This window comes from Actinosynnema sp. NPDC002837 (genome assembly GCF_040295345.1).
Lineage (GTDB): Bacteria > Actinomycetota > Actinomycetes > Mycobacteriales > Pseudonocardiaceae > Actinosynnema.
The window spans coordinates 1-24986 of sequence record NZ_JBEOVG010000069.1 but is presented as its reverse complement, the minus strand read 5'-3'; the positions used below and the strand labels follow the sequence as shown (position 1 = coordinate 24986).

Annotated in this window: 24 protein-coding genes; 11 read left to right on the top strand and 13 right to left on the bottom strand. The window is 68.9% G+C overall.

What is annotated here, in order from left to right; genetic code table 11:
- Positions 1–438, top strand: coding sequence for a L,D-transpeptidase (locus ABTZ99_RS33175; RefSeq protein WP_499616929.1), 438 nt, complete (start codon positions 1–3; stop codon positions 436–438).
- Here ABTZ99_RS33175 and ABTZ99_RS33170 read toward each other — a convergent pair.
- Positions 435–1406 (bottom strand): NAD(P)/FAD-dependent oxidoreductase, encoded by a 972-nt coding sequence (locus ABTZ99_RS33170; protein ID WP_498774213.1) that lies wholly within the window; start codon positions 1404–1406, stop codon positions 435–437. The genes ABTZ99_RS33175 and ABTZ99_RS33170 overlap by 4 nt on opposite strands.
- 64 nt (positions 1407–1470) lie before the next feature.
- On the opposite strand from ABTZ99_RS33170, the gene ABTZ99_RS33165 reads away from it, so the two are divergent.
- Entirely contained in the window at positions 1471–2862 is a 1392-nt protein-coding gene (locus ABTZ99_RS33165; protein WP_498774211.1) for a class II fumarate hydratase, read from the top strand.
- A 17-nt stretch (positions 2863–2879) separates the two neighbouring features.
- Here ABTZ99_RS33165 and ABTZ99_RS33160 read toward each other — a convergent pair whose 3' ends face one another.
- Positions 2880–3797 carry a DMT family transporter gene (locus ABTZ99_RS33160; protein ID WP_499616928.1) on the bottom strand — a complete coding sequence of 306 codons (918 nt, stop codon included), beginning with the start codon at positions 3795–3797 and terminating at the stop codon, positions 2880–2882.
- A 47-nt stretch (positions 3798–3844) separates the two neighbouring features.
- Between ABTZ99_RS33160 and pdxR the strand changes: the two genes are divergently transcribed.
- The 4 genes from pdxR (at position 3845) to ABTZ99_RS33140 (ending at position 9770) form a co-directional block, all read left to right on the top strand.
- Entirely contained in the window at positions 3845–5212 is a 1368-nt protein-coding gene (gene pdxR / locus ABTZ99_RS33155) for a MocR-like pyridoxine biosynthesis transcription factor PdxR (RefSeq protein ID WP_499616925.1), read from the top strand.
- Positions 5213–5249: 37 nt separating this feature from the next.
- Positions 5250–6824: an ATP-dependent DNA ligase gene (locus tag ABTZ99_RS33150; protein WP_499616922.1), complete on the top strand. Its 1575-nt coding sequence runs from the start codon at positions 5250–5252 to the stop codon at positions 6822–6824.
- Between the two features lie 641 nt (positions 6825–7465).
- A complete protein-coding gene (locus ABTZ99_RS33145; RefSeq protein ID WP_498774203.1) occupies positions 7466–8905 on the top strand; it encodes a GuaB1 family IMP dehydrogenase-related protein in 1440 nt (479 codons plus the stop codon).
- 139 nt (positions 8906–9044) lie between these two features.
- Positions 9045–9770 (top strand): Pr6Pr family membrane protein, encoded by a 726-nt coding sequence (locus ABTZ99_RS33140; protein WP_498774201.1) that lies wholly within the window; start codon positions 9045–9047, stop codon positions 9768–9770.
- On the opposite strand, the gene phoH2 is transcribed toward ABTZ99_RS33140, so the two are convergent.
- Positions 9758–11047: an RNA 5'-3' helicase PhoH2 gene (gene phoH2 / locus ABTZ99_RS33135; RefSeq protein WP_499616966.1), complete on the bottom strand. Its 1290-nt coding sequence runs from the start codon at positions 11045–11047 to the stop codon at positions 9758–9760. The genes ABTZ99_RS33140 and phoH2 overlap by 13 nt on opposite strands.
- A 494-nt stretch (positions 11048–11541) precedes the next feature.
- Complete coding sequence (locus ABTZ99_RS33130) at positions 11542–12780, bottom strand: DUF885 domain-containing protein (protein WP_499616917.1); 1239 nt, start codon at positions 12778–12780, stop codon at positions 11542–11544.
- A 265-nt stretch (positions 12781–13045) separates the two neighbouring features.
- Between ABTZ99_RS33130 and ABTZ99_RS33125 the strand changes: the two genes are divergently transcribed.
- Both ABTZ99_RS33125 and ABTZ99_RS33120 read left to right on the top strand, forming a co-directional pair.
- Positions 13046–13396, top strand: coding sequence for a hypothetical protein (locus ABTZ99_RS33125; protein WP_499616914.1), 351 nt, complete (start codon positions 13046–13048; stop codon positions 13394–13396).
- Positions 13397–13728: 332 nt separating this feature from the next.
- Positions 13729–14088 (top strand): hypothetical protein, encoded by a 360-nt coding sequence (locus ABTZ99_RS33120; RefSeq protein ID WP_499616911.1) that lies wholly within the window; start codon positions 13729–13731, stop codon positions 14086–14088.
- Between the two features lie 99 nt (positions 14089–14187).
- Here the strand turns inward: ABTZ99_RS33120 and ABTZ99_RS33115 are convergent, their stop codons facing one another.
- A complete protein-coding gene (locus ABTZ99_RS33115) occupies positions 14188–14967 on the bottom strand; it encodes an isoprenyl transferase (RefSeq protein WP_498774191.1) in 780 nt (259 codons plus the stop codon).
- Between the two features lie 81 nt (positions 14968–15048).
- On the opposite strand from ABTZ99_RS33115, the gene trhA reads away from it, so the two are divergent.
- On the top strand, positions 15049–15720 hold the full coding sequence (gene trhA, locus ABTZ99_RS33110) for a PAQR family membrane homeostasis protein TrhA (RefSeq protein WP_499616908.1): 672 nt from the start codon (positions 15049–15051) through the stop codon (positions 15718–15720).
- A gap of 39 nt (positions 15721–15759) precedes the next feature.
- Here trhA and ABTZ99_RS33105 read toward each other — a convergent pair whose 3' ends face one another.
- From ABTZ99_RS33105 to ABTZ99_RS33070, 8 genes are all read right to left on the bottom strand, one after another.
- The gene (locus tag ABTZ99_RS33105; RefSeq protein WP_499616905.1) at positions 15760–16938 is read right to left on the bottom strand and encodes a site-specific integrase; all 1179 of its coding nucleotides are present in this window, start codon (positions 16936–16938) and stop codon (positions 15760–15762) included.
- Between the two features lie 81 nt (positions 16939–17019).
- Positions 17020–17199, bottom strand: coding sequence for a helix-turn-helix transcriptional regulator (locus ABTZ99_RS33100; RefSeq protein ID WP_073895785.1), 180 nt, complete (start codon positions 17197–17199; stop codon positions 17020–17022).
- A gap of 13 nt (positions 17200–17212) precedes the next feature.
- Positions 17213–18850, bottom strand: coding sequence for a replication initiator (locus ABTZ99_RS33095; RefSeq protein WP_499616902.1), 1638 nt, complete (start codon positions 18848–18850; stop codon positions 17213–17215).
- Entirely contained in the window at positions 18847–20253 is a 1407-nt protein-coding gene (locus ABTZ99_RS33090) for an FtsK/SpoIIIE domain-containing protein (protein ID WP_499616899.1), read from the bottom strand. Before ABTZ99_RS33090 ends, ABTZ99_RS33095 begins: the two co-directional genes overlap by 4 nt.
- A 412-nt stretch (positions 20254–20665) precedes the next feature.
- Entirely contained in the window at positions 20666–20920 is a 255-nt protein-coding gene (locus tag ABTZ99_RS33085) for a transcriptional regulator (protein ID WP_499616896.1), read from the bottom strand.
- Positions 20917–21222 carry a hypothetical protein gene (locus ABTZ99_RS33080; protein ID WP_499616894.1) on the bottom strand — a complete coding sequence of 102 codons (306 nt, stop codon included), beginning with the start codon at positions 21220–21222 and terminating at the stop codon, positions 20917–20919. The genes ABTZ99_RS33085 and ABTZ99_RS33080 overlap by 4 nt, the downstream gene beginning before the upstream one ends.
- An 11-nt stretch (positions 21223–21233) precedes the next feature.
- Positions 21234–21668 carry a hypothetical protein gene (locus ABTZ99_RS33075; protein WP_499616891.1) on the bottom strand — a complete coding sequence of 145 codons (435 nt, stop codon included), beginning with the start codon at positions 21666–21668 and terminating at the stop codon, positions 21234–21236.
- A gap of 138 nt (positions 21669–21806) precedes the next feature.
- Positions 21807–22556, bottom strand: a complete 750-nt coding sequence (locus ABTZ99_RS33070; RefSeq protein ID WP_499616889.1) for a GntR family transcriptional regulator — start codon at positions 22554–22556, stop codon at positions 21807–21809.
- A 101-nt stretch (positions 22557–22657) separates the two neighbouring features.
- Between ABTZ99_RS33070 and ABTZ99_RS33065 the strand changes: the two genes are divergently transcribed.
- Both ABTZ99_RS33065 and ABTZ99_RS33060 read left to right on the top strand, forming a co-directional pair.
- A complete protein-coding gene (locus ABTZ99_RS33065; RefSeq protein ID WP_499616887.1) occupies positions 22658–23083 on the top strand; it encodes an NUDIX hydrolase in 426 nt (141 codons plus the stop codon).
- Positions 23084–23101: 18 nt separating this feature from the next.
- Positions 23102–24898 (top strand): ATP-dependent nuclease, encoded by a 1797-nt coding sequence (locus tag ABTZ99_RS33060; RefSeq protein ID WP_499616884.1) that lies wholly within the window; start codon positions 23102–23104, stop codon positions 24896–24898.
- Positions 24899–24986: the final 88 nt, after the last annotated feature.

Sequence of the window (24986 nt, the reverse complement as noted above, 5' to 3'; positions counted from 1 at the left end):
ATGAGGAAGACGCTCGGCACGACGGCGTTAGCCGCGGCGGCCTTGACCCTCGGCCTCGCGACTCCCGCTCCCGCCTCCGCTTCGACCGGCACGCCGTGCTCCGTGCAGAACGGCGCGTGCGTGCGGTTGTCCACCAACGAGGCGTGGCTGATCTACAACGGGAACGCCAGCTACGGGCCGGTCCGGGTGTCCCACGGGATGCCCGGCTACGCGACGCCCGTCGGCACCTATCCCGTTCTGCGCAAGGTGAAGGACGACTGGAGCGTGCCCTACAACGGGCCGATGCCGAACGCGGTGTACTTCACCACGAACGGCATCGCGTTCCACCAGGGCGACACGAACACGCAGTCGCACGGCTGCGTGCGCCTGGGCCCGCAGGAGTCGTTGGTGTTCTACGACAACCTGTTCCCGGGGGAACAGGTCCAAGTAGTCGCTTAACTCGCGTTGCTGGAGTGCCCGGGGAACAAGTGGGCCTCGGGGTTGAGCAGCACGGCGATGTTGTTGACCGCGGTGGCGGCCTCGCCGAACCCGGTGGCGATCAGCTTCACCTTGCCGGGGTACTGGGCGACGTCGCCCGCCGCGTAGACGCGATCCCGGGCGGTGCGCATGGTGGTGTCCACCAGCACCGCCCGGTGGTCCAGCTCCAGGCCCCACGACTCGATCGGGCCCAGGTCCGCGGTGAAGCCCAGCGCCGCCACCACGGCCTGCGCCGGCAGCACCTTGCGGTCGCCGCCCTTGAGCCCCAGCTCCACCTCGGCCAGGTCCGGGTCGCCGCGCAGCTCGAGCACCTCGGCGTCGGTGATGATCTCCACGCCCAGCTCGCGGACCTGCCGCACGGTCGGCGGGTGCGCCCGGAACGTCGCTCGGCGGTGCACCAGCGTGACGCTGGCCGCGATCGGGTGCAGCGCGAGCGCCCAGTCGAACGCCGAGTCGCCGCCGCCCACGACCACCACGTCCTGGCCGGTGTGCACGTTGAGCTTGGGCACGAAGTGCACCATGCCCCGGTCCAGCCAGCCGTCGCCCGCGGGCAGCGGCCGCGGCTTGAACTCGCCGATGCCCGCCGTGATCAGCACCGCGCCGGCGCGCACCACGCCGCCGTCGGCCAGCCCGACCTCCAGCCGACCGTCCACATCGGACAAGGTGCGGGCCTGGCGGCCGAGCAGGTACGTCGGCTGCCACTGGTCCGCCTGCTGCACGAGCGCGGTCACCAGCTCGCGCCCGCGCACCGCCGGGAACCCGGCCACGTCGAAGATCATCTTTTCCGGGTACATCGCGGTGATCTGGCCGCCCGCCTCCGGCAGCGCGTCGACCAGCGCGACGGACAGGTCCCGGAACCCCGCGTAGTAGGCCGCGAACAGGCCCGTGGGGCCCGCACCGACGATCAGCAGGTCGACCTCAAGCTCCATCCTTCGACCATAGGTGTTCCAGGCCACTGTGCCCAGTAAGGAAAGGCGGTCCAAACTCGGTGGTATGGCTGAACAGGAGTACCGCGTCGAGCACGACACGATGGGCGAGGTCAGGGTGCCGGTCGACGCGCTGTGGCGTGCGCAGACCCAGCGCGCGGTGGAGAACTTCCCGATCTCCGGGCGCGGCCTGGAGCGCGCCCAGATCCGGGCGCTCGGCCTGCTCAAGGCCGCCGCGGCGCGGGTGAACGAGCGGCTGGGGGTACTGGAACCCGAAGTCGCCGCGGCCATCGCCTCGGCCGCCGACGCCGTCGCGGCGGGCGAGCACGACGAGCACTTCCCGGTCGACGTGTTCCAGACCGGCTCCGGCACGTCGTCGAACATGAACGCCAACGAGGTCATCGCCACCCTCGCCACCCGCGCGCTGGGCCGCGAGGTTCACCCGAACGACCACGTCAACGCCTCGCAGTCGTCCAACGACACGTTCCCGACCACGCTGCGGGTCGCGGCGACCGAGGCGGTGGCGCGCGACGTCATCCCGGCCCTGGAGCACCTGCTCTCGGTGCTGGAGGCCCGTGCCGCCGACTGGACGTCCCTGGTCAAGTCGGGCCGCACGCACCTGATGGACGCCGTGCCGATCACCCTGGGCCAGGAGGCGGGCGCGTGGGCCACCCAGGTCCGCTACGGCGTCGAGCGCCTCACCTCGTCACTGCCCCGCCTGGCGGAACTGCCGATCGGCGGCACGGCGGTGGGCAGCGGCCTGAACGCGCCCGCCGGCTTCGGCGCGGCCGTCTCCGCGGAGCTGGCCGCCGTCACCGGCCTGCCGCTGACCGAGGCCCGCGACCACTTCGAGGCGCAGGCCACGCAGGACGGCGTGGTGGAGATCTCCGGGCAGCTGCGGGCCACCGCCGTGGGGCTCTACAAGATCGCGAACGACCTGCGCTGGCTGGGCTCCGGCCCGCGCGCCGGGCTCGGCGAACTGGCGCTGCCCGACCTCCAGCCCGGCTCGTCGATCATGCCGGGCAAGGTGAACCCGGTGATCTCCGAGGCCACGATGATGGTGGTCGCGCAGGTCGTCGGCAACGACGCGGCGGTGGCGTTCGCCGGGTCGCAGGGCAACTTCCAGCTGAACGTGATGCTGCCCGTGATCGCCCGCAACGTCCTGGAATCGTCCCGCCTCCTGGCCGCCGTCGCCCGCCTGCTGGCCGACAAGGTCCTGACCGGCGCGGAACCGCAGATCGACCGGATGCGCGAGTACGCGGAGTCGTCGCCGTCCATCGTGACCCCCCTCAACCGCTACCTGGGCTACGAGGAAGCGGCCTCGATCGCCAAGCAGTCCCTCCGCGAGCGCAAGACGATCCGCGAGGTGGTCCTGGAGCGCGGCCACGTCCCCTCGAAGCTCTCCGAAGCCGACCTGGACCGCGCCCTCGACGTCCTGCGCATGGCCAACCCCCACTGACCGGCCGCGTCCCGCGTTCAGGACCCCTGGGCTCGCACGACCCGGGCGTTCGGCTCGACCAGGGGCGGGTGGTCGACGTCGGTCGCCCGCCCCCGCAGCCCGACCACGCACCCCGCCGCCACGGCGACCGCACCCGCCAACCCCACCGCGGTCAACGCCTGCGCCCCCAGCGCCACCGACGCCACCAGCCCGGCCACCGGCATCAGCCCGATCAGCACACCGGCCCGGTCCGCGCCCAACCGCGCCACCGCGAAGTACCAGAGCCCGAACGCCACCGCCGTCAGCACGACCCCCAGCACCACCAGCGCCACGCCCTCGCGCACCGTCGGGACCTGCCACCCGCCGAACACCGTCCCCAGCACCGCGCCGGCCCCGGCCGCGACCAGGCAGCACCACGTCGCCACCGCCAGCCCGCCCATCCGCCGCACGACACCCACCGCGAACAGCGTGAACGACGCCTCACCCGCCATCGTCAACAACGCCAGCAGCAACCCCGGCCCGTGCCACGACCCACCGCCCGACAGCACCACCACCCCGCCGACCACGACCACCGCGCCCACCACCGCCGCCGCGGCCGGCTTCCGCCCCGCCAGCAGCGGCGCCACCAGAGCCAGCACCAGCGGGCTCGCCCCCAGCACCGCCGCGACGAACCCCGGCTCGGCGTACCGCTGCGCGTACAGCACGCACGCGTTGAACCCGAGCATCCCGGTCGTGACCAGCCCGATCAGCGCCGGCCAGTCCCGCCGCCCCGGCACCGGCAGCCGCCCGCCCCGCAGCCAGATCCACCCGAGCAGCGCCACCCCACCCAGCGCGTACCGCATCGCCTGCCCCGTGAGCAGCGGATACGCCTGGAGCATGCCCGTCACCGGCACGGACGCGCCCACGATCACCGACGACAGCGCACCCGCCGCGATCGCGGTTCCACCTTTTCCCATGACCAGGACTCTCGCCGACCAGTGGTCCAGGCTTAAGCTCCACTTCAATGGCTGCCAACTGGACCACTTACCGCGAGCTCCTCCTCCCCGCCCCGAACGGCAGGCGCGCGGTGGAGTCCGAGCTGCGCCGCGCCGTGCGCGACGGGCGGCTCGCGCCGGGCACCCGCCTGCCGTCCAGCCGCGACCTGGCCGCGCAGCTCGGCGTCGCCCGCGGCACGGTCACCTCCGCCTACGCCCAGCTCATCGGCGAGGGCTACCTGACCGCGCGGCGCGGCTCCGGCACCACCGTGACGGCCACCGTCACGTGGCCGGACGCCGCCGCCGACACCGAGCCCGCGCCGAGGTTCCGCTACGACCTGAAGCCCGGCGTGCCCGCGCTGAGCGCGTTCCCCCGCGACGAGTGGTCGCAGGCGCAGAAGACGGCGTTGGCGGACCTGTCCACCGACGACCTCGGCTACCCCGACCCGGCCGGTTTCGGCCCCCTGCGCCGCGAGCTGGCGGACTACCTCGGCCGGGTGCGCGCGGTGGCGGCGCGACCGTCCGAAGTGGTCGTGACCAACGGCGCGGCGGAGGGGATCTCGTTGCTGGGCCGGGTCCTGCAAGCGGCCGGGCACCGCAGCGTCGCCGTCGAGGACCCCAGCCACTTCGGGGCCTCGGAGATGCTCGCGTCGCACGGGCTGGCGATCCGGCCGATCCCCGTCGACTCGGACGGGCTGCGCGTCGACGTGCTGTCCACAACGGACTGCCGCGCGGTGTTCGTCACGGCGGCGCACCAGTTCCCGTTGGGCGTCGTGCTGCATCCGGAACGGCGGCGCGCGCTGTTGGCGTGGGCGCGCGCGTGCGACGGGTTGGTGGTGGAGGACGACTACGACGCCGAGCACCGCTACGACCGGCCGGCCCTGGGCGCGATGCAGGCGCTCGACCCGACGCGGGTGGTGTACCAGGGCAGCGCGAGCAAGGTGCTCGCGCCCGCGTTGCGGCTGGGGTGGCTGGTGCTGCCGCCCGCGTTGCGCGACGTCGTGGTGGACCGCAAGCGGTTGGACGACCTGGGCACGGGGACGTTGCACCAGGCGGCGTTCGCCCGGCTGCTCGGCGCCGGCGGGTACGACCGGCACCTGCGGCGCACCCGCCAGCTGTACCGGGCGCGGCGGGACGCGCTGCTGGCGGCGCTGCGGGCCGTGCTGCCGGGGTGGGAGCCGATCGGGGTGGCGGCCGGGCTGCACGTGGTCGTGCGGCTGCCCGACGGGACGGACGACGTGGCGTTGCGGGAGCGGCTGGCGCGGCGCGGGGTGAACGCGCCGGCGTTGGCCGACTACGCGCGCACGCCGACGTTCCCGGGGCTGGTGCTCGGGTACGCGGCGTTGACGCCGGACCGGCTGCGGGAGGCCGTCGCGGAGCTGCGCGCGGCCGGCTGACCGGTTTTTGTCGGTGCTCGGGTGCACCATGGTCACCGTGCTGTTCGCCGAAGTCGTCGAGACGTCCGCCGCCGTGGCGGCGACGCGCTCCCGTTTGGCCAAGGTCGCCGCCCTGGCCGAGCTGGTGCGCCGGATGAGCACGCCCGCGGTGGTGTCGTTCCTCGTCGGCGTGCCCAGCCAGGGTCGGATCGGCGCGGGGTGGCGCACCGTGTTCGACCTGGACGTCCCGCCCGCGCCGGAGCCTTCGCTGACGGTGTCCGAGGTGGACGAGGCGCTGGGCGCGTTCGCGTCGATCGGCGGGAAGGGGTCCGCCGCTCGGCGGGTGGAGGCGCTGACCTCGCTGTTCGGCCGGGCCACGGCGGCCGAACAGGATTTCCTGCGCCGACTGCTGACGGGTGAGCTGCGTCAAGGCGCCCTCGAAGGGGTGATGCTGGACGCGATCGCGCGGGCCGGTGACGTGCCCGGCGAGGTGGTGCGGCGGGCGTTCATGCTGTCGGGTTCGCTGCCGGGGACGGCGGTGGCGGCGATGAGCGGTGAGGGTGCGTCGGCGGCGCTGGCCGCGTTCCGGCTGGAGGTGGGGCGGCCGGTGCGGCCGATGCTCGCGTCGCCGGCGGAGTCGCTGTCCTCGGCGTTGGCGGAGCTGGGGTCGTGCGTGGTGGAGCACAAGCTGGACGGCGCGCGGATCCAGGTGCACCGGTCGGGTGACGAGGTGCGGGTCTTCACGCGGACGTTGCGCGAGATCACCGGCACCGTGCCGGAGCTGGTGGAGCTGGTGCGGGCGCTGCCGTGCACGTCGGTGGTGCTCGACGGCGAGACGCTGGCGCTGAACGACGACGGCAAACCCCGGCCGTTCCAGGAGACGATGAGCCGGTTCGGGGCGCAGGACGTCCGGGAGCTGCTGCTGAGCCCGTTCTTCTTCGACTGCCTGCACGTGGACGGCGTGGATCTGCTGGACGAGCCGCTGGCCGTGCGGCTGGACGCGTTGCGCCGGGTGGCGGGGCCGCACGTCATCCCGGGGGTGGTGTCGCCGGCTTCGGAGGAGGTCGCGGCGCGGGTGCTGGACGAGGCGCTGGCCGGCGGGCACGAGGGCGTGATGGTGAAGTCGCTCGAGTCGGTCTACGCGGCTGGTCGGCGTGGGCGGGCGTGGCAGAAGGTGAAGCCGGTGCACACGCTCGACCTGGTGGTGCTCGGGGTCGAGTGGGGCAGCGGTCGGCGGCGGGGGCTGCTGTCGAACCTGCACCTGGGCGCGCGTGATCCCGACGGGGGTGCGCCGATCATGGTCGGCAAGACGTTCAAGGGGCTGACGGACGAGTTGCTGGCGTGGCAGACGCGTGAGTTGATGGCGATCGCGACGGAGAAGACCGACTGGGTGGTGATGGTGAGGCCGGAGCTGGTGATCGAGATCGAGCTGGACGGCGTCCAGGTCAGCCCCAGGTACCCGGGCGGCGTGGCCCTGCGCTTCGCCCGCGTCCTCCGCTACCGGCCGGACAAGGACGCCGGCGAAGCGGACACGATCGACGCCGTCCGCGCCCTGCTTCCCCAGACCAGACCCACCCCGCAGACCCGACCCACGCGACAGACCAGACCCACCCGACCAAACACGATCGAGTGATCATGGCCGGAAAATGTACGGAAACACTGTTACCGGCCCTCGGTTGAAACGAGGAGGAAACCAACCAACCCCGGCACGCGCCGCAACCCCCACCAACCCAACCCCCGACCCCCGACCACCCACTAACCCGACCCCCGGCCATCCACCCCCGACCCCTCGACCACCCACCCACCGGCCACCCGCCAACCCGACCAGCGACCAGCGACCAGCGACCAGCGACCAGCGACCAGCGACCAGCGACCACAGCACACCCCGCCAACCCAGCCACCGACCACTCCGCCACCCCACTCCGCCACCCCACCCAGCCGCCCCGCCCAGCCGCACAGACCCGGCCTAGCCCACCGCGCCGCCAGGCCCAACCCGCCACGTCACGCAGCCCACCCAGCACATCGAGCCCGACGTGGCCGCGCCTGCCGCGAGCCCGACGTGGCCGGGCCTGCCGCCGATGACTTGGGCCGCACACTGCGCACAGCCGGGACAGCCGCAGTGGGCGTACGCCGTTCGTGTGCCCACCGGCCGGCGGCGGGACGGCCGCAGGATTGCGGGTTGGAGGAAGCTACAACCGCAGACCCGTAACGATCCCCCCGATGGTGCGTACAACCAGGGCGAACTCCCCCCGACGCGAGTACCGTTAAGTTCTCGTGCGGTTCATCGAAGGGCATCGGCCCAGCTACGACCTGACCTATGACGACGTCTTCCTCGTGCCCGGCCGATCGGCCGTCGACTCGAGGTTCGGCGTCGACTTGTCGACCTCCGACGGAACGGGGGCGACGATCCCGATCGTGGTCGCGAACATGACCGCGGTGGCGGGACGCCGGATGGCGGAAACCGTGGCGCGACGCGGCGGGCTGGTGGTCCTCCCGCAGGACGTGGCGCCGGAAGCGGTCGCGGAGATCGTCCAGTGGGTCAAGGCACGGCACACCGTGTGGGACACCCCGCTGACGTTGCACCCCGGCGACTCGGTCGCCGACGCGGTCAACCTCCTCCACAAACGGGCGCACGGCGCGGTGGTCGTGATCGACGACGACGGCCGCCCCACGGGCGTCGTGGACGAGGCGGCGTGCGCGGGCGTCGACCGGTTCACCCGGTTGCACGACGTGGCCGACGACCGCATCGTCACCCTTCCGTTGGACACCCCTCCGCGTGAAGTCTTCGACCGGCTCCACGGCGGCACCCAGCGGGTCGCGCTCGGCGTCGACGCCGACGGACGCCTCCGCGGCGTGATGACCAGCCTGGGCGCCCTGCGCGCCGACGTCTACCAACCGGCCCTCGACCACGCGAACAAGCTCCGCGTCGCCGCCGCCATCGGCGTGAACGGCGACGTCACCGCCAAGGCCGAGCACCTCCTCCAAGCCGGCGTCGACACGCTCGTCGTCGACACCGCCCACGGCCACCAGGAGAAGATGCTCGCCGCCCTCAAGGCCGTCCGCGAGGCACGTCCCACCGTCCCGGTCGTCGCCGGCAACGTCGTCACCGCCGAAGGCGTCCGCGACCTGGTCGAAGCGGGCGCGGACATCGTCAAGGTCGGCGTCGGCCCGGGCGCGATGTGCACCACCCGCATGATGACCGGCGTCGGCCGCCCGCAGTTCTCCTCCGTCGCCGAGTGCGCCGCCGAAGCACGCAGGCTCGGCAAGCACGTCTGGGCCGACGGCGGCATCCGCCACCCGCGCGACGTCGCCCTCGCCCTCGCCGCCGGCGCGTCCAGCGCCATGATCGGCTCCTGGTTCGCCGGCACCTACGAGTCGCCCGGCGACCTCCAGCGCGACGAGCAGGGCCGCCTCTTCAAGGAGTCGTTCGGCATGGCGTCCAAGCGCGCCGTGTCCGCCCGCACCCGCACCGACAACGCGTTCGACCGCGCCAAGAAGGGCCTGTTCGAGGAGGGCATCTCCACCTCGCGCATGCGCCTGGACCCGAACAGCCCCGGCGTGGAGGACCTGCTCGACGCCATCACGGCGGGCGTCCGCAGCTCCTGCACCTACGCCGGCGCGCAGACCCTGGAGGAGTTCCACGCCAAGGCGACCGTCGGCGTGCAGAGCGCGGCCGGTTTCGCCGAAGGCCGCCCGCTCCCCTCGGGCTGGTGATCCCGCCACACCCGATCGACCGCCGTGGACGACCACCGCGGCGCACGGCTTCCCACCAGGGCCCCGCCGACGCCCGGCGCGGCCCTGGTGGGAAGCGGCTCGACTAGCAGGACCGGTGCCCCGACCCGATGATCGGGCGATGAGCACCGCACCGCGCCCCACCACCCGGCACACCGGCTCACGGGTGTGGCACGGCGTGCTGGCGGCCGTGATCGCCGCGTCCCTGATCACCCAACTGGTGTTGCTGTTCACCGGTGGGGCGGACGTCAACACCGGCGACACCACGGCCCACGTGACGCTGGGTGTCCGTCTCGTCCGCCTGTTCAGCTACTTCACCATCCAGAGCAACCTGTTCGTGCTCGTCGTCGCGATCACCCTGGTCTTGGACCCGGCCCGGGACGGCCGCGGCTGGCGGGTGGCCCGCCTCGACGCGCTCCTCGGCATCACGATCACCGGCGTCGTGTTCGCCCTCGTGATCGCGCCGCTGGTGGACGACCCCGTCGGCATCGCCTGGTGGGTGAACCTCGGCTTCCACCAGCTGTCGCCGGTGCTGGCGGTGCTCGGCTGGCTGCTGTTCGGCCCCCGACCACGCGTCGACCGCGCCACCGTCGCCCAGGCGCTGCTCGTCTGGCCCGTCCTGTGGATCGCCTACACGTTCGCCCACGGCGCGATCACCGACTGGTACCCGTACCCGTTCCTCGACGCCACCGAGCTCGGCTTCGCCGCCGCCCTGCGCAACGCCCTGCTCGTGCTGGTCGCCGCCGCGGTCCTGGCCTGGCTCGCGGCGCTCGTCGACCACAAGCTGAAGGCCGCCCCGGTCACGGCGACCGGGGCGGCCTCGGCGTCGGACCGTCAGGAGGCGTAGTCCTCCAGCATCTCGGTGACCAGCGCGGCGATCGGCGAGCGCTCCGACCTCGTCAACGTGACGTGCGCGAACAGCGGGTGGCCCTTCAGCTTCTCGATGACCGCCGCCACGCCGTCGTGCCGCCCGACGCGCAGGTTGTCACGCTGCGCCACGTCGTGCGTGAGCACCACCCGCGAGTTGGCCCCCAACCGCGACAGCACGGTCAGCAGCACGTTGCGCTCCAACGACTGCGCCTCGTCCACGATCACGAACGAGTCGTGCAGGGACCGGCCGCGGATGTGGGTCAGCGGCATGACCTCCAGCATGCCGCGGTCCATGATCTCCTCGACGACGTCCTGGCTGACCAGCGCGCCGAGGGTGTCGAACACCGCCTGCGCCCACGGCTGCATCTTCTCGCTCTCGGAACCGGGCAGGTAGCCCAGTTCCTGGCCGCCCACCGCGTACAGCGGGCGGAAGACCACGACCTTGCGGTGCTGGCGGCGTTCCATGACCGCCTCCAGGCCCGCGCACAGCGCGAGCGCCGACTTGCCGGTGCCGGCCCGTCCGCCCAGCGAGACGATGCCGACCTCGGTGTCGAGCAGCAGGTCCAGCGCCACGCGCTGCTCGGCCGACCGACCGTGCAGCCCGAACGCCTCGCGGTCGCCGCGCACCAGCCGCAGCTGCTTGTCCGGCGTGACCCGGCCCAACGCGCTCGACGTGCCCGCCAGCAGCCGCAACCCGCTGTGGCACGGCAGCTCGGCCACGTGCGCGAGGTCGAACAGCGCCGGGTCGATCACGGTGTCGCGGTAGAGCGCGTCCACCACGGCCTGGTCGACGTCCACGTCGGACATCCCGGAGTAGCCGGACAACGTGACGTCGTGCGCCCGGTACTCCTCGGCGGCCAGGCCGACCGCGCCCGCCTTGACCCGCAGCGGCATGTCCTTGGTGACCAGCGTGACGGCGTTGCCCTCGGCCGCGAGGTTGAGCGCGCAGGCCAGTATGCGGGCGTCGTTGGAGTCCGTGCGGAAACCCGCGGGCAGCACCTCCGGGTCGGAGTGGTTGAGCTCGACGCGCAACGTGCCGCCGTCCTCGCCGATCGGGACCGGGTGGTCCAGCCGGCCGTGGCGCAGTCGCAGGTCGTCGAGCAGGCGCAACGCCTCCCTGGCGAACCAACCCAGCTCCGGGTGGTGCCGCTTGCCCTCCAGCTCGCTGATCACCACGAGCGGCAGCACGACCTCGTGCTCGGCGAACCGCGTGGTGGCCAGGGGGTCGGAGAGCAGCACGGACGTGTCCACCACGTACGTGTTGGTCGTCGGCGCGCCACGGCGCCGGGAAGTGCTGCGCGATGAGCCTGAGGAACGGCTCGCGGGTCGTCGTGCGTTCACGGCAACTCCCTCACGAACGCGGCACCCGCGTCCGCTCCTCGCTGGGCCAGGCACCACCCCGATCGACCGGACCGCCTCCGCTAGCTGGAGGCGCGCCGGTCACGAGGGCCGGGTGCCGGCCCCCTCGCGCTCATCACCGCCGGCGGAACCGGCGATACGACGACAGCCACGATCAGGGCCTCCCTGCGCGGTCCGCAGTGGACGCGTCCCGCCAACCGGAAGTTACCTCCGCAGGTCCCTCTTATGCAGGCAGCCACACAGGTGATTCGTCAATTCGTCACCCCGCCGCAAACTGGCGAAAGACGGCCGCGGAGGGTGCGCGCGGAGGACCCGGGGCCGTCACATCGGCGCAATCCGACGTCGTCCACGCAGCTCAGGGCACGTGCGGCCGGACGTGGCGCGGTCCGTCACCCAGGGTCGCGGGACAACCAGGGCACCCCGGCCGAGACCTCTGCCGCCAACGTCGCCGGCACCAGTGGTTCGTCAAGAAGTCTCAGGTAGCGGTCGCTCAAGGTATCCGTCCGGGCGCGGAGGTCGAGCCACGCGCGGACCAGGCGCACACCCTCGACGTACGTCGTCGTGTACGCCCGCCACAGAGGGTCACCGAGGAACCGCAGCATGTGGCGGGCACGGCGTTCGGGAACCAGCAGCCACCGGCACAGGAAGTCCACCACGTCATCCGGATGGGCACGCCGGTCGTGCAGCATCAGGGCGGCGTCCTGACGCACGGTGAGCAGCCCGGAGAGGGCGTTCTCCACCCGTTCGGCCAGCTCGCCGTCCATCCGGAGGCCGAGGTCGGCCATGATCTCCTCGGCCCAGCGGCCCCAGCCGGCGCCGACCACGGCGTGCAGGCCGAGCTCGGCCATGCCCTCGGCCATCAGGCACTGCGGCGTGTTGATCAGGAACAACGCCTGCTCGGCGTGCCCGCGCTTGCCGACCAGGCCCACCTCCTTGCGGCAGTGCTCGGTGTGGTGGCCGGGGTAGGACTCGTGGGCGACCAGGTGCGGCAGGTTCGACATCCGGTGGCCGAGGTCGGCGTTGATCGCCACGCGCGAGCGGAAGCCGCCCAGGTAGTAGTTGAAGCCGCTCCACGGCTTGTCGGTGACGACCTCGTACTCCACCACCTCGTTCGCGGGCAGCTCGAACCGTTGCCGCACGCGGTCGCGCAGCGCGCTGGACAGCGCGTGCACCGTGTCCTTGAGCCGACGCGGCGGCACCTCGTCGAGCGCGCGGTGGTCGGCGAGCCGTTCGGCCAGCGAGCCGGAGCCGGGCAGCAGGTCGTCCAGCGCGGCGTGCGCGCGGCGGTAGGTGTCCGGGTGACCTGGGCGGATGTCGACCTGGAAGTACGCGCGCACCTCCTCCACGAAGCCGACACGCACCCCGGCGAGCTTGCGCGCGATGGTCTCGGCGGCCACCAGGTGGGCGTCCAGGAAGCGCTTGCGCTCGGGCTCCAGGTCGGCGCCGGGCAGCTCGCGGCGCAGCAGCGCGGCCCGCTCGGTCAACGCCACGGGGTGCGGCCTCGGCTCCACGTCGACGGCCCGGCGCAGCGCGCGGTCGCCGGTGAACGAGTCGACCAGCCCCGGCGACAGCCGGTCCAGCCTCAGCCCGAGCAGCAGGTACTCACGCACGATCCGGTCGCCGTCCACGGACTGAAGACCATACGAGATGACCGCCCGGTTTACCACAGCCGAACCGCGCGGACGAATTCAGACCCGAAAAGACACCACAATGGGGGACGCCCACGTTCGGCGGATCACACAATCGTGTTGTCGAGATCCACACGGGGCGTCCGGTTCGGTACTTTGCCGGAAAGACAACCACATCCGGCTCCCGAACAGCGCTGGATCGGCCGGGGAAACCCGTCAAGAGGAGTGTGAAGTGCTGAAGAAGGCAAGTACGCTCACTGCGGTCGTGGCCGGACTGATGATGGTGGGCGCTCCGGCGTTCGCCGTGGCCGGTGAACCCCATGAGGACGGGCGCGCACCAAGTTTCAGCGACGGCCACTACACCGCCATCGGCGACTTCCACAACCAGCAGTACACCGAGGACGAGTCCGGCAGCCTCACCTACGCCGACCAGTTCGGCCTGCTGAACCTCGCCAACGACTCCGACGTCGCGAGCCAGCTGAACGTCTGCGAGGTCGAGGTCAACGCGATTCTCGGCATCCCGGTCCTGTCGAACAACGACGAGAGCCTCTGCGCCGCGACGGACAACGACGACAACGACTCGGACGCGGCCGGCGACAACAGCTCCGAGGACTGATCCACCTGCCACCTGTCACCTGCGGCCGGGAGCTCGGGCGCACCGGCGACGGGAGTGGCATGCGCACCGGTGACGGCGCATCGGACGCGCAGCAGGACCGTGGAATGGACACCTGGAATTCGGGACACCATGTCCGGATTCTCGTGCTCGACAGCTAAACCAAGAAGAACGAGTTCACACGATGGTGTTGAACCGGGTGCAATCCACAACGCCGACCGATAAATTATCGGAGCGAGGGCGAACCGCCTGAGCCGCAGACTCCCCGAATGCTCGGAACTCGCGAGCAAGGTTATGGGCGTCACATCAATTCCCCACTAGAGGAGTGTGTTTCCATGTTCAAGAAGGCAGGTGCCGTCGCCGCCGCCGCGGCCGGTCTGATGCTGCTGGGCTCCCCCGCGTTCGCGACGCCGCACCACGGTGGCTACGACGACGGCGAGTACACCGCCATCGGCGAGTACCACAACCAGCAGTACTTCGACGAGGAGTCGGACGAGACCACCGTTGCCGACCAGTTCGGCCTCATCAACTTCGGCAACGACTCCGACCTGCTGAGCCAGGTCAACATCTGCGAGGTCGAGGTCAACGTCCTGGCGATCCCGATCCTCTCGAACAACGACGAGAGCGTCTGCATCGCGACGGACAACGACGACAACGACTCGGACGCGGCCGGCGACAACAGCTCGGAGGACTGATCCCACGCTGTAGTTCTCGAGGGCGGCACTTCCCAGTCGGGGGGTGCCGCCCTCTGGCGTTCCCCGGCGATGGGCGGCCAGGCGTCACCCGGCCCGGCGTCAGGAGCCGAAGCGGCGGTGCCGGACGGCGTAGTCGCGCAGGGCGCGCAGGAAGTCGGTGCGGCGGAACTCGGGCCAGTAGGCCTCGGTGAACCAGAACTCCGAGTGCGCGGACTGCCACAGCATGAAGCCCGACAGCCGCTGCTCGCCCGAGGTGCGGATGAGCAGGTCGGGGTCGGGCTGACCGGACGTGTAGAGGTGTTCGGCGATGTGGTCGACGTCCAGGACCTCGGCGAGCTCCTCGATCGTGCCGCCGGACTCGGCGTGCTTCTGCAGCAGCTTGCGGACCGCGTCGGCGATCTCCTGCCGGCCGCCGTAGCCAACCGCGACGTTGACCTCCAGGCCGGTGCGGCCCTTGGTGCGCAGTGCCGCCGCGGACAGCCGGGCGGCGGTCTCGGTCGGCAGCAGGTCCAGCGCGCCGACGTGCCGGATGCGCCACGGGTTACCGGGCTCGGCGAGCTCGTCGACGATGTCGGCGATGATGCCGAGCAGCGGGTCCAGTTCCTCGGCCGGCCGGTTGAGGTTGTCGGTGGACAGCATCCACAGCGTGACGACCTCGACCTCGGCCTCGCGGCACCAGCTCAGCAGTTCGAGGATCTTGCGCGCGCCGGCCCGGTGGCCGTGCGCGACGTCGTCGAAGCCCGCCTCCCGGGCCCACCGGCGGTTGCCGTCGAGCACCACGCCGACGTGGCGTGGTCGTTGCTTGCCGTCGAGCCATCGGTTGAGGCGGAACTCGTAACCCTTGAGCAGGACGCTCTTGACCTGTTCGCGAAGACCCACGCTGGAAGAGCGTACGCCGGGTGGGCGCGGTCACGCCGTCGTGTGCTGACCGGGTCACCTACGCTCCCGTAACCTCAGGGCGTGACCACGTCGACTCATAGCCCGCAGGCCGCGCTGCGGCCCCGCCTGCGGGGGTGGCTGCACCTCTGGTCGTTCGTGGTGTCCGTGGCGACGGGCGCGACGCTGATCGCCCTGGCCGCGGCCACCGTGTCGGCGAAGGCGGCGCTGGCGACGTCGGTGTACGGGCTGACCGTGCTCGGCCTGTTCGGCGTGAGCGCCCTGTACCACCGGGTGAACTGGGTCAGCGTGCGGGCGCGGACGTGGATGAAGCGCCTCGACCACTCGATGATCTTCGTCTTCATCGCCGGCACCTACACCCCGTTCGCGCTGCTGGCCATGCCGCCGGACACGGGCAACGTCGTGCTGCTCGTGGTCTGGCTCGGCGCGCTGGGCGGCGTGACGCTGAAACTGGCCTGGCCGCACGCCCCGAGGTGGCTCGGGGTGCCGATCTACATCGCCCTGGGCTGGGTGGCGGTCTTCGTCCTGCCCGACCTGCTGCACCACGTCGGCGTGGCGGCCTTGGTCCTGCTGCTGGTGGGCGGCCTGCTCTACACCGTGGGCGCCGTCTTCTACGCCTCCCGCTGGCCGAATCCCTGGCCGGAAGTCTTCGGCTACCACGAGTTCTTCCACGCGGCCACCGTGCTGGCGGCGCTGTGCCACTACATCGCCATCTGGTTCGCGATCTACTCCTGACCAGCGGTTTTGTGGTCGGTTGACCCCCGGTTTCCATGATCAGGCCGTTTCCAGGCCGTCAACGCGCTTCTTGGGCTTGAAGAGGCGGTTGGCGGCCTTTCGGCTCTTGTCGTGACTGGTCGGCATCAGGTGCGTGTAGGTCCGGAGCGTGAAGCCCGGATCGTGGTGGCCGAGGTGGGCGGACAGGGCCTTGATGGAGACGCCGTTCTCCAGCTGACTGGACGCGTAGAGGTGCCGGAGTCCGTGCATCCCGTCTTCCTGCTGCCGGTACTCCAGGCCCGCCGTGGTGAAGGCCGGACGCCAGATGCCCATGTTGAACACCTGACGCCTGACCGCGCCGCCGTCCATCGTGAGCACCAGGCGCACGGTCACCGGATCGCCTCCAGGACGGTCCCACGGCAGAGTGACGGCGACCGGCGGGTGAGCCGCCATGTGGTCATCCAGCGCGTCCAGGACGCCGTCACCGAGCGGCACCGTCCGCGACTTCTTGCTCTTGGGCAGGGCGTAGACGAGCTGGTTGCCGACGATGCGGACCTGGCGGACGACGTGCAGCTCACGGGCGTCACGGTCGATCTCGTCCACGCCCAGGCCGAAGATCTCGCCTTGACGCATGCCGGTACCCGCAGCGAGCACCAAGGCGATCTTGTACTCGACCGGCAAGGCGAGCTGGACGGCCCGCATCCGAGCCTCCGGCCAGGGCTTGATGCGCCGTTCCGGCGGTGACGGCCGCTGCACGCTCCGCGCCTTGCATGGATTGCCCGTGATGATCTTCTCCTCCACCGCCGCGTTCAGGATCGAGGAGAGTCGGTCGAACAGAAGTTGCTGGTAGCGGAGGCTCAAGCCCGCCTCACCCATCGATCCCAGCCACTCCCGGACACGCGGGATGCTGATCGACTTCATGGCCATCCCGCCGAAGAACGGCACCAGGCGCTTGTTCACCTGGTTGTGCAGGTTCTCCTGCGTCGCCGCGTCCTGGGACTGGCCGCCGAACCAGGTCTCCACGTACTTGGAGAACTTGATTTCCCCGGCTTTGGGGTCGACGTACTTGCCCTCCCGCTTGTCCGATTCCACCTCCAACAGGAAGTCGTCGGCCCGCTTCTTCTGCCGGTCCGGGAAGCTCTTGCTCTTCTCGTTGCCCTGCGGGTCGAGGTAGCGCACTTTGTAGCGCAGGCCCTTGCCGTACGAGGAGGTCTTGACCCTCGTGACCTTCTCCGTCACGGGGTCGCGCTCCTCCTTCCACCAACGATCTTGGATGTGGCCCACGGCAGACTCCTCCTGTCGGTTGAACTGCTGAAACAGCTAGGCGGCGAGGTCTTCAACCCACCGGCGGACTTGAGCGGGCACGTAGCGGAGGTGCTTGCCGACCTTCCGCACCGGCGGCCCGTAGCGACGCCATTTCCACTGGTAGAGCGTCTTGACCGGCACCCCGAGGAACGCCGAGACCTCTTCCACTCCCCACAGCGGTTCGATCTCCCCCACGACTCCCCCTTGATCAAGCTGCGATTGCTGAAACTTTCGGCGGAGGTGCCAGCGCGGCTTGTGCCTGCTGGTACTCGGCCTGCCAGGCGAGCCGCTGAGCGATCATGTGCATCAGCAGTTCTGTCCGGGATGGGGCGTGTGGGTCACCGGGCCGGACTGGTCCCCATTGGAGTCGGGCGCGTTCGTCCTCCGGCTTGGCGATGCCCGCAGCCTTGAGCGCTTCACGGACGAAGCTGGCGCGGTCCGCCTTGTGCTCGGCGAGGGTCTTGCCCGACCAGCGACGCGAGACCAGGACGCGACGACCGGGCAGGCCGAGGGTGTCCCGGCGGTGTGCCTTGCCCTTGCAGTGGCCAGGCGTGGTCTTGGACGTGACGCCCTTGGGTTGGACGCCGTAGAGCAGCCAGACCGCGCAGCGCTCCGAGCACGGTGTGACGGCCAGTTCTGCGGCCAAGCGGTCGGCGTGGTCTGCCAGGCGGGGTGAGGCGTCCTGCTCGACCACTTCGGTGATCGACTTGGTGAGGTACTTGGTCAGGTAGCCGACGTGCCGCCCCGACTCCTCGGTGCCGCCGAGGATGCCTTTCGAGTGAACTTGGCGGCCGAACTCGGCAACGTGTGCCGGAGCGTGCAGGTCGGCCACGGCGTCGGTCCAGGTGGTCAACGGCTGTTCGGTGTCCGGGTCCACGAAGCCCTTGGCGCGCATGTCCCAGACCGGCAGGCGATCGCCGCTGTACTTCAGGTGGTCGTGGTCGGGCCACCAGACCTGGAGGTAGGTGGCGGCGGTGACCTGACGGATGACCTTGTGCGGGATGGAGCCGCGCACGGCGAAGTGGGCGTGCGGGGTGATGCGGCGTTGTGGCTCAACCGTGCCGAAGTACTGGGCGTCGAAGCCGACGACCCGGCGGAGGTTCTGCCACCACCGGTCGACCAGGGAGGCGAAGTGCACCGCGTCTCGAGCCGCCCGCCGGTAGTCGTAGGTGTCCGGGTCGACCGGGGCACCGTCCGGACCGACCTTGCCGTAACTGTCGAGCGTGAGCGTGACGAACGTCGACGGCCGGTACTTGCCCGCGAACTCCCGCCCCACGGTGCGCTTGGTGACCTTGCGTCGAGGCAGGTCGGGCGCGTCCTGCCTGCGACGAGTCGACCTGACTGGTGCCGCTCGACCGGGCCGTTCGACGTTGGGGAGGTTCCCGCGGACTCCCTCCCGCTTGAGGTCGGCGTCCGCCTCCCGGATGCCCTCGCGTAGATCCTCGATCTGGTCTTCAGCACCCTCAGCGACGGCACGGCGGTACTCGGCGGTCAGATCCGAGCGGTAGGTGACCAGCTCGACCTGATCAGGGGTGGGTGCGTGGCGTTCTGCGATCGGTTCGTGGTCGAGGTGCCAGCCCTCACGGCACTGGGCCATGCGGGAGCGGCGGTTGCGCTCGGCGCAGGCCGGACACTTGGACGCCTGGGTCGAGTTACAGCGGATACCGACGATCCGCACCTCACCGGTGTCCAGGTCCACGACTTCCCGCAGCACGGGCCGAGTGCAGACGCCGTGCTGCTCGGCCGCCGCCTTAACGACGTCGAGGGACAGCGGCAGCCGGGCGCGATCAGCCGAGGTCATGCCCGCCAAGTCGAGCGGCACCGCAGGGACAACAGGAGTGGTCATGCCGCAGCACCTCCGGTCGCGTCGCCATCGGGTCGGGTCGGGAACACGTGCACGGTCGCGTCGGCCAGGTAGACGCCCAGCTCGACCAGGTCCGCATCGGTCACGTGGAAGGCCCGCACGCGCTCCGGTTCACCGCGTCCATCGGTCTTCACCCAAGCCACGCCGGGTGTCTGCTCGCTGATCTCGTGAGCCGCAGCACCACGCGCACGAGCACCGTCACCGAGGACCATGTCCACCTGCGCCGACTCGTCCAGGCGCAGCGCCACGCGCGTACCGAACAGGTGACGGAACCCCACGACCTCCTTGCGCGGGTCCTGTACCAAGCCCAGGACGCAGAAGCCCGGAGCGCGTCCCTGGGAGGTGATCGTCTGGATGGCGCGGATCGCCCGCTCTCGCAGGCCCTTGTCCGGTTGATAGGCGATCAGGTCCGCCAGCTCGTCGACCACCAGCACGGTGAACGGCTCACCGTTCGAGCGAGCCCAGAGCCGGCGGACACCCCGGTACCGCGCCGCACGCTCCTTGACTTCCGCTGCCAACTGCTCCAGCAGCTCGACCGCCTCACGGCCGTTGTCGAACACCAATCGAGCGAACGCCTCCGGACACTGCCCCAGCTCCATACCGCCCTTGGGATCGATGCCCACCAGGCGCACGAGACCGGCCCTCACTGCCGGGGCAAGGTGCCAGATGATCGACCACAACACCGACCCCTTGCCCGCGCCCTGCACCCCGACACCGAGAACTTGGTTGCCCTGCAGGCGAATCCGCCACGGCTTACCGGTCTCCGTGCGACCGACCACAACCCGCTTGAGGTCGACCGCGTCCACATCGGCGGCCAGGGATGGCACCGGCAACGACCGGACCAACGGGTCGGAGTGGATGAAGTCGAGTTCGATCACCTTCGGCCGCAGCACTCGCACCCGACACGCTTGCGCCCCGAACGAGTGCGCCAAGGCGTCACGACGCAGCTCCCACGCCTCAGGTGCCTGCGCCGGGATCATCCGCACCCGGACGCGGTCCCTCCAACCTTCGGACCGCACCCGCCGCAGCTTGGGCCGGTACTCACGTCCCCGGTTGTCCTTGGCCAGCTCCGCCAGGCGCATCGTGGTCCGCCAACGCCGGACGTACACCGTCGCCCGCCGGTACTCGGTGACCAGCCGGAACCACACGTGCCGCAGGAACGAACGCCGATCCAGACCGGCCCAGACCGTGAGCCCTGCCGTCAGGCTTAGCAAGGCCAGGACCAGCGGCGACAGCCCGAACCGCAGCCAGCACCAAGCCGCCGTCAACGGCACCAGCGTGACCACCGGGTACCTGACCACAACGAGCACCAGGCGCACGACGCCGACCAGGAGCAGCCACACCACGGCTACCAACAGCGCCAGCCACTTCACCTTGCCCAGCATCAACGCCCACCACGGCACCCGAGGCCGAGCGCCCTCGAACGGAGCCGGATCAACCCACCGCGCCATCAGGCCACACCCCTTGCCGGGGCGAAGATGAGCGCGAGCCACCCCAGACAGGCACAGCAGGCGAGCTGGCCGGGCGCGAACACACCGAACCGCTTGCACCGCTGGCACTTCGAACCGTTGGACAGCTTCCACCCTGACGAGGCGACGGCCCGACTTGACGCACGTCCCCCGCGACGAGATACCCTCTGCATGACTGGAATCCCTTGTGTGTCAACAAAAGTGCATGGCGAAGCCAGTCAGGTGAGTCGCAGGGAGACAGCCGGAGCCCGCCAAGACTTGGACTGTCTCCCCGCGACCACACCGACCAGCCGCGATCTGTTCAGTTGTCACGCACCCGCAGGCACGGTCACTCCTCGCTGACGTCGATCTCGAACAGGTCCTCGAACGCCATCGGCGCAAGGGCCTTCAACGCACCGGCGATGAACCCCGGTCCCGGCATCAACTCACCGGTCCGCACTCGCTTCACCGTCGACCGGTTGAGCCCCATTGCCTTGGCCAACGCGTACTCCGACCGGAAACCCGCCAACGCCATAGCCCGCCCGAACGAGTTCGCCCGGAGGAAGACCGTGTACTTCGGCTTGGCACCGGTGGCAGCGGTCATCGCGGTCGACTCCCCGGCCCGGACTCCCCGAAGAAGGTGGCGTCCGACAACACCGTGCCGCTCCCCGGCATCAACAGGTGGTTCGGTGACGGATCGAGCACCCCGGCGAGGAAGTACGCGGCCCTGCCCAGCTCGGTCAGGAAGGTCGCCAACCTCTCCCGCCCGTCCTCGTCCTCCGGCAGTCCCAACACGACCTCACCGGGGTCCATCACCAGTCGCAGTCCGTACCAGTCCGTACCCGGCTTGGTGACCACCTCCGGCCTGGCGTTCGGACCGGGCGTCAACAGACCTTCGATCTCCACGACGTCCTCTCTCAGGCCGCAACCGGCGGAGCGCCCGCCGACGAGTCCGACTTGCCGCTGCCCCGACGCCCCTTCGCCGCTGCCTCCTGCGGCGACACCATCTCCTCAGCCCAGATCGTGTAGTTCACCCAGCCGTCGCGGACGTACGGCGACACCTTCAACCCCGTGAACACCGCCGGACGGAACGTCGTACCGGGCAGCACCTCCGGCGGGACCGGCTGGTACTCCGACACGATCTTGACCACGGCCCCGGTGTTCTTGCCCCGCGCCGAAGGGTCCGTGCCCTGCACCGTCCACACCGGCAGGCCCGACACCTTGTCCACCGCCGGACGTGGCGCCTTGCCGTCGTTGAACTCCTGCGCCCGCTCCACCTTCAGCACGAAGAACCCTTGCGGGAACAGCTCGTCGAAGGTGATCGGAAACCTGTGACCAGCAGGAATAGCCATCGTTAGACCTTTCTCGATCTCTGTTGGGCTCCTTGGCCGGAGCCGATCAGCTCACCTAGTCCTCTAGACAAGCTCACCGTACCTAGTCGTCTAGAGGAGTTCAACCACTCCGCCCTTCTCTTCGCTTATGCAACCGAACTACTTGGCCGGGACGTCGTACTCCAGCACGAACGACGTGGCCACCTTGACCGTGTCGCAGACCTCCACCGCACGACCCTTGGTGTCGAACGCCGTGCGGACCAACGTCAACACCGGCGACCCCGACCCGATCTCCAACGCCTTGCGCTCATCCGGCGAAGGCATCCGCGCCGACACCTCCTCGGTGAACCGCGCCAGCTCGTGCCCCGCCTCCTCGATCCGCGCGTAGATGCCACCAGGCCCGGTGTTGACCTCCGCGATGGCCGTCCCCTTGGCGATCGACTCGGGGATGTACGACGTAGCCACCTCCACCGGCCGCCCATCAGCCAGGTACCGCCGCGACCTCACGATCACCCGTTCCCGCGGCTTCAACCCCAACCGCTCCGCCACCTCAGCCGACGCGGCCTCATTGGTGACCCGGATCTGGTCGACCCCCGGCACGTGCCCAGCCGCCTCAGCCTCCGCCAGGAAGGCCGACTTCCCGTCCTGCCGATGCCGCCGCGCGAACCGATCCGACGCCAACCGACGCACCGGCGGAGCCGACCGCACGAACACGCCCTTGCCGTGCTGCGCCACCACCAAGCCCTCGGTTCGCAGCTCCTTGATGGCCTCACGAACCGTCATCCGAGCCACGCCGTAGTGGTCGATCATCGCGGCCTCCGACGGCAACTGCTCACCAGGGGCCAGGCGACCGCGCTCGATGTGCTGGCGCAGGATGTCAGCGATCTGCCGATACGGCGGACGATCCACCGTTCTGTCTATAGTCCCTAGATCGAGCATGGTCTCCTACTCCTACAGACGACTAGACGTGTACATGGTCCCACAGGGGCCACGGGAACGAAAGCGGACCAATGACAGACACGCCGCGCCATTCGGTGAGCGTCGCTGGCATCGTCGTGAACAACGTAGGCAAAGTCCTTGTCATTCAGCGTAGAGACAATGGTCGCTGGGAACCGCCTGGTGGAGTTCTGGAACTAACCGAGACATTCGAGGAAGGCGTTAAGCGGGAAGTCCTCGAGGAGACAGGTATCTCGGTTCAAGTTGAGCGCCTGACGGGTGTCTACAAGAACATGCCGCGCGGGATCGTCGCATTGGTGTATCGCTGCACTCCTTTGGATGGCACCAGTCGTACAACGGACGAGGCAACTGAAGTCCGCTGGATGACCGTAAATGAAGTTTGCGCCGCCATGCCTCCCGCATATGCCACACGTGTAACGGATGCGTTCGAGAATGCGATTCACACCAGAGCACACGATGGAGTGAATCTACTCGACTGAAGCACACGCGAGGAGCCAATGACCGACGACAGAACCCTACTCGCAGGCTTCTCCGTGTCCGGATTCCGCAGTCTATACGGCGATACAGCGCTCACGATATCGCCGTTGACTAAGGTCTCGCTACTCGCCGGTCAGAACAACTCAGGAAAGTCGAACATCCTGAGTTTTGTCGCGCGCTACCTCAATAGCAGAGAACGTACAATCACAGCACCAGACGGACTCGACGTCCCACAAACGAGAAACGAGGAAGACCGTGGCTTTAGGTACTCGATTGCGATTACCGAGAACAGTCCAATCATCGAGGCGGTACTGACGAAGGCTCGACGACAAGGCGGCGGATCCGTACAGCAATTCAAAGATTTTCTGGCCGCGCCCGCATTCCATGCCACCCATGATGACTTGATCTGGCTTACGATGAACATGCCTTCGGCGGGCGACGCAAGCACGACCTTCGACATCAAACAGTTAAGCGATCTCCAATCCCAGTTGGGCAAAGGGTTCCTTAGCGGATTGTCTAGCGCATTGATGCAGACTTCAGGTGGGGCTACCTACGATGACGCTAAACGTTTGATCAGCTTGATAGACATCCGCAACTCACTACCGCCAGTGCAAATGATTGGAACTTTCCGCCAGGTTGACAATTCCACTACAGAAACGCTGTCTTACGACGGCGCAGGACTTATATCGTCCCTGCAACGACTTCAGAATCCGCGCGCACAAAACCGGGATGACCGCGAGCGGTTCAACGCCGTAAACAGGTTCGTGCGAACAGTATTCGAAGACTATGAGGCCACGCTTGAAGTACCTTACGACCTTTCAACTATCAACATTGCACGAAGCGATTCAACTCTGCCATTGGAGCATTATGGCACAGGAATCCAGCAGGTTATCATCATCGCAACGGCGGCTACCGTACTCGAGAACCACCTAATATGCATCGAAGAGCCCGAGGTCAATCTACACCCGATCCTACAGAGGAAGCTTCTTCACTATCTCCAGGAGAACACTAGCAATCAATACTTGATTGCCACACACTCCGCCCAGATGCTCGACTACGAAAATTCCTCGGTTTTCTCGGTGCGTCGGATCCCATCAGGAACGGAGGTAACTACAGCGCAGACAGCCTCACATGTCTCCAATATATGCGTAGACCTCGGCTACCGACCATCTGATCTACTTCAGACGAATGCGGTCGTCTGGGTCGAAGGACCGTCAGATAGGATCTACGTCCGCCACTGGATCGACAGCGAGAGCAACAAGAAGCTCATCGAAGGCATCCATTACTCGATCATGTTTTACGGTGGCCGCCTTCTCAGCTCGCTCTCTACCGACGACCCGGATCAAGCTGGCGATGTCACCGATTTCATTTCACTTCGACGGCTAAACCGCAACGTTGCCATCCTTATTGACTCGGATAAGAAGTCGCCCGACGCACCTCTGAATGCGACGAAAAGCCGGGTAGTCGATGCGCTATCCGATGACACGATCTCGTCGTTTGCCTGGGTTACAGATGGTTATACCATTGAAAACTACGTCCCAGATAAGCTCTTGAGGTCGATATGCTCTGACATCTATCCCGGTCACGATATAACCGGGTCGACTGACCGATGGTCGAACCCCTTGATATTTCGGGATGATGCCAAGAAGAAGGCCGACAAGGTTCGCATAGCCAGAGATGTCTGCGCCAACTGGGATAAGGAGCACTGGCCCATTGGGTTGCAGGCGGAGGTCCACCGTCTGGTCACTATGTTGATGGCCGCCAACCACATCACCGATGTTGATCCGACTCTCGTGACAAGCAACCCTCCTCTATAGGAGGGCCCAGATCATCCAGCACCCGTCGGTCGACCTGGCGCTGGCGCGGCTGGACCGGTCGGTCTCGGGCACGTACGCGCCGCTGGGC

Excerpts from the sequence above, each read along its gene's own strand:
- ABTZ99_RS33175 (WP_499616929.1), top strand. The coding sequence starts at position 1 with ATGAGGAAGACGCTCGGCACGACGGCGTTAGCCGCGGCGGCCTTGACC.
- ABTZ99_RS33170 (WP_498774213.1), bottom strand. The coding sequence starts at position 1,406 with ATGGAGCTTGAGGTCGACCTGCTGATCGTCGGTGCGGGCCCCACGGGC.
- ABTZ99_RS33165 (WP_498774211.1), top strand. The coding sequence starts at position 1,471 with ATGGCTGAACAGGAGTACCGCGTCGAGCACGACACGATGGGCGAGGTC.
- ABTZ99_RS33160 (WP_499616928.1), bottom strand. The coding sequence starts at position 3,797 with ATGGGAAAAGGTGGAACCGCGATCGCGGCGGGTGCGCTGTCGTCGGTG.
- pdxR (WP_499616925.1), top strand. The coding sequence starts at position 3,845 with ATGGCTGCCAACTGGACCACTTACCGCGAGCTCCTCCTCCCCGCCCCG.
- ABTZ99_RS33140 (WP_498774201.1), top strand. The coding sequence starts at position 9,045 with ATGAGCACCGCACCGCGCCCCACCACCCGGCACACCGGCTCACGGGTG.
- ABTZ99_RS33120 (WP_499616911.1), top strand. The coding sequence starts at position 13,729 with ATGTTCAAGAAGGCAGGTGCCGTCGCCGCCGCCGCGGCCGGTCTGATG.
- ABTZ99_RS33095 (WP_499616902.1), bottom strand. The coding sequence starts at position 18,850 with ATGACCACTCCTGTTGTCCCTGCGGTGCCGCTCGACTTGGCGGGCATG.
- ABTZ99_RS33090 (WP_499616899.1), bottom strand. The coding sequence starts at position 20,253 with ATGCTGGGCAAGGTGAAGTGGCTGGCGCTGTTGGTAGCCGTGGTGTGG.
- ABTZ99_RS33085 (WP_499616896.1), bottom strand. The coding sequence starts at position 20,920 with ATGACCGCTGCCACCGGTGCCAAGCCGAAGTACACGGTCTTCCTCCGG.
- ABTZ99_RS33075 (WP_499616891.1), bottom strand. The coding sequence starts at position 21,668 with ATGGCTATTCCTGCTGGTCACAGGTTTCCGATCACCTTCGACGAGCTG.
- ABTZ99_RS33065 (WP_499616887.1), top strand. The coding sequence starts at position 22,658 with ATGACAGACACGCCGCGCCATTCGGTGAGCGTCGCTGGCATCGTCGTG.
- ABTZ99_RS33060 (WP_499616884.1), top strand. The coding sequence starts at position 23,102 with ATGACCGACGACAGAACCCTACTCGCAGGCTTCTCCGTGTCCGGATTC.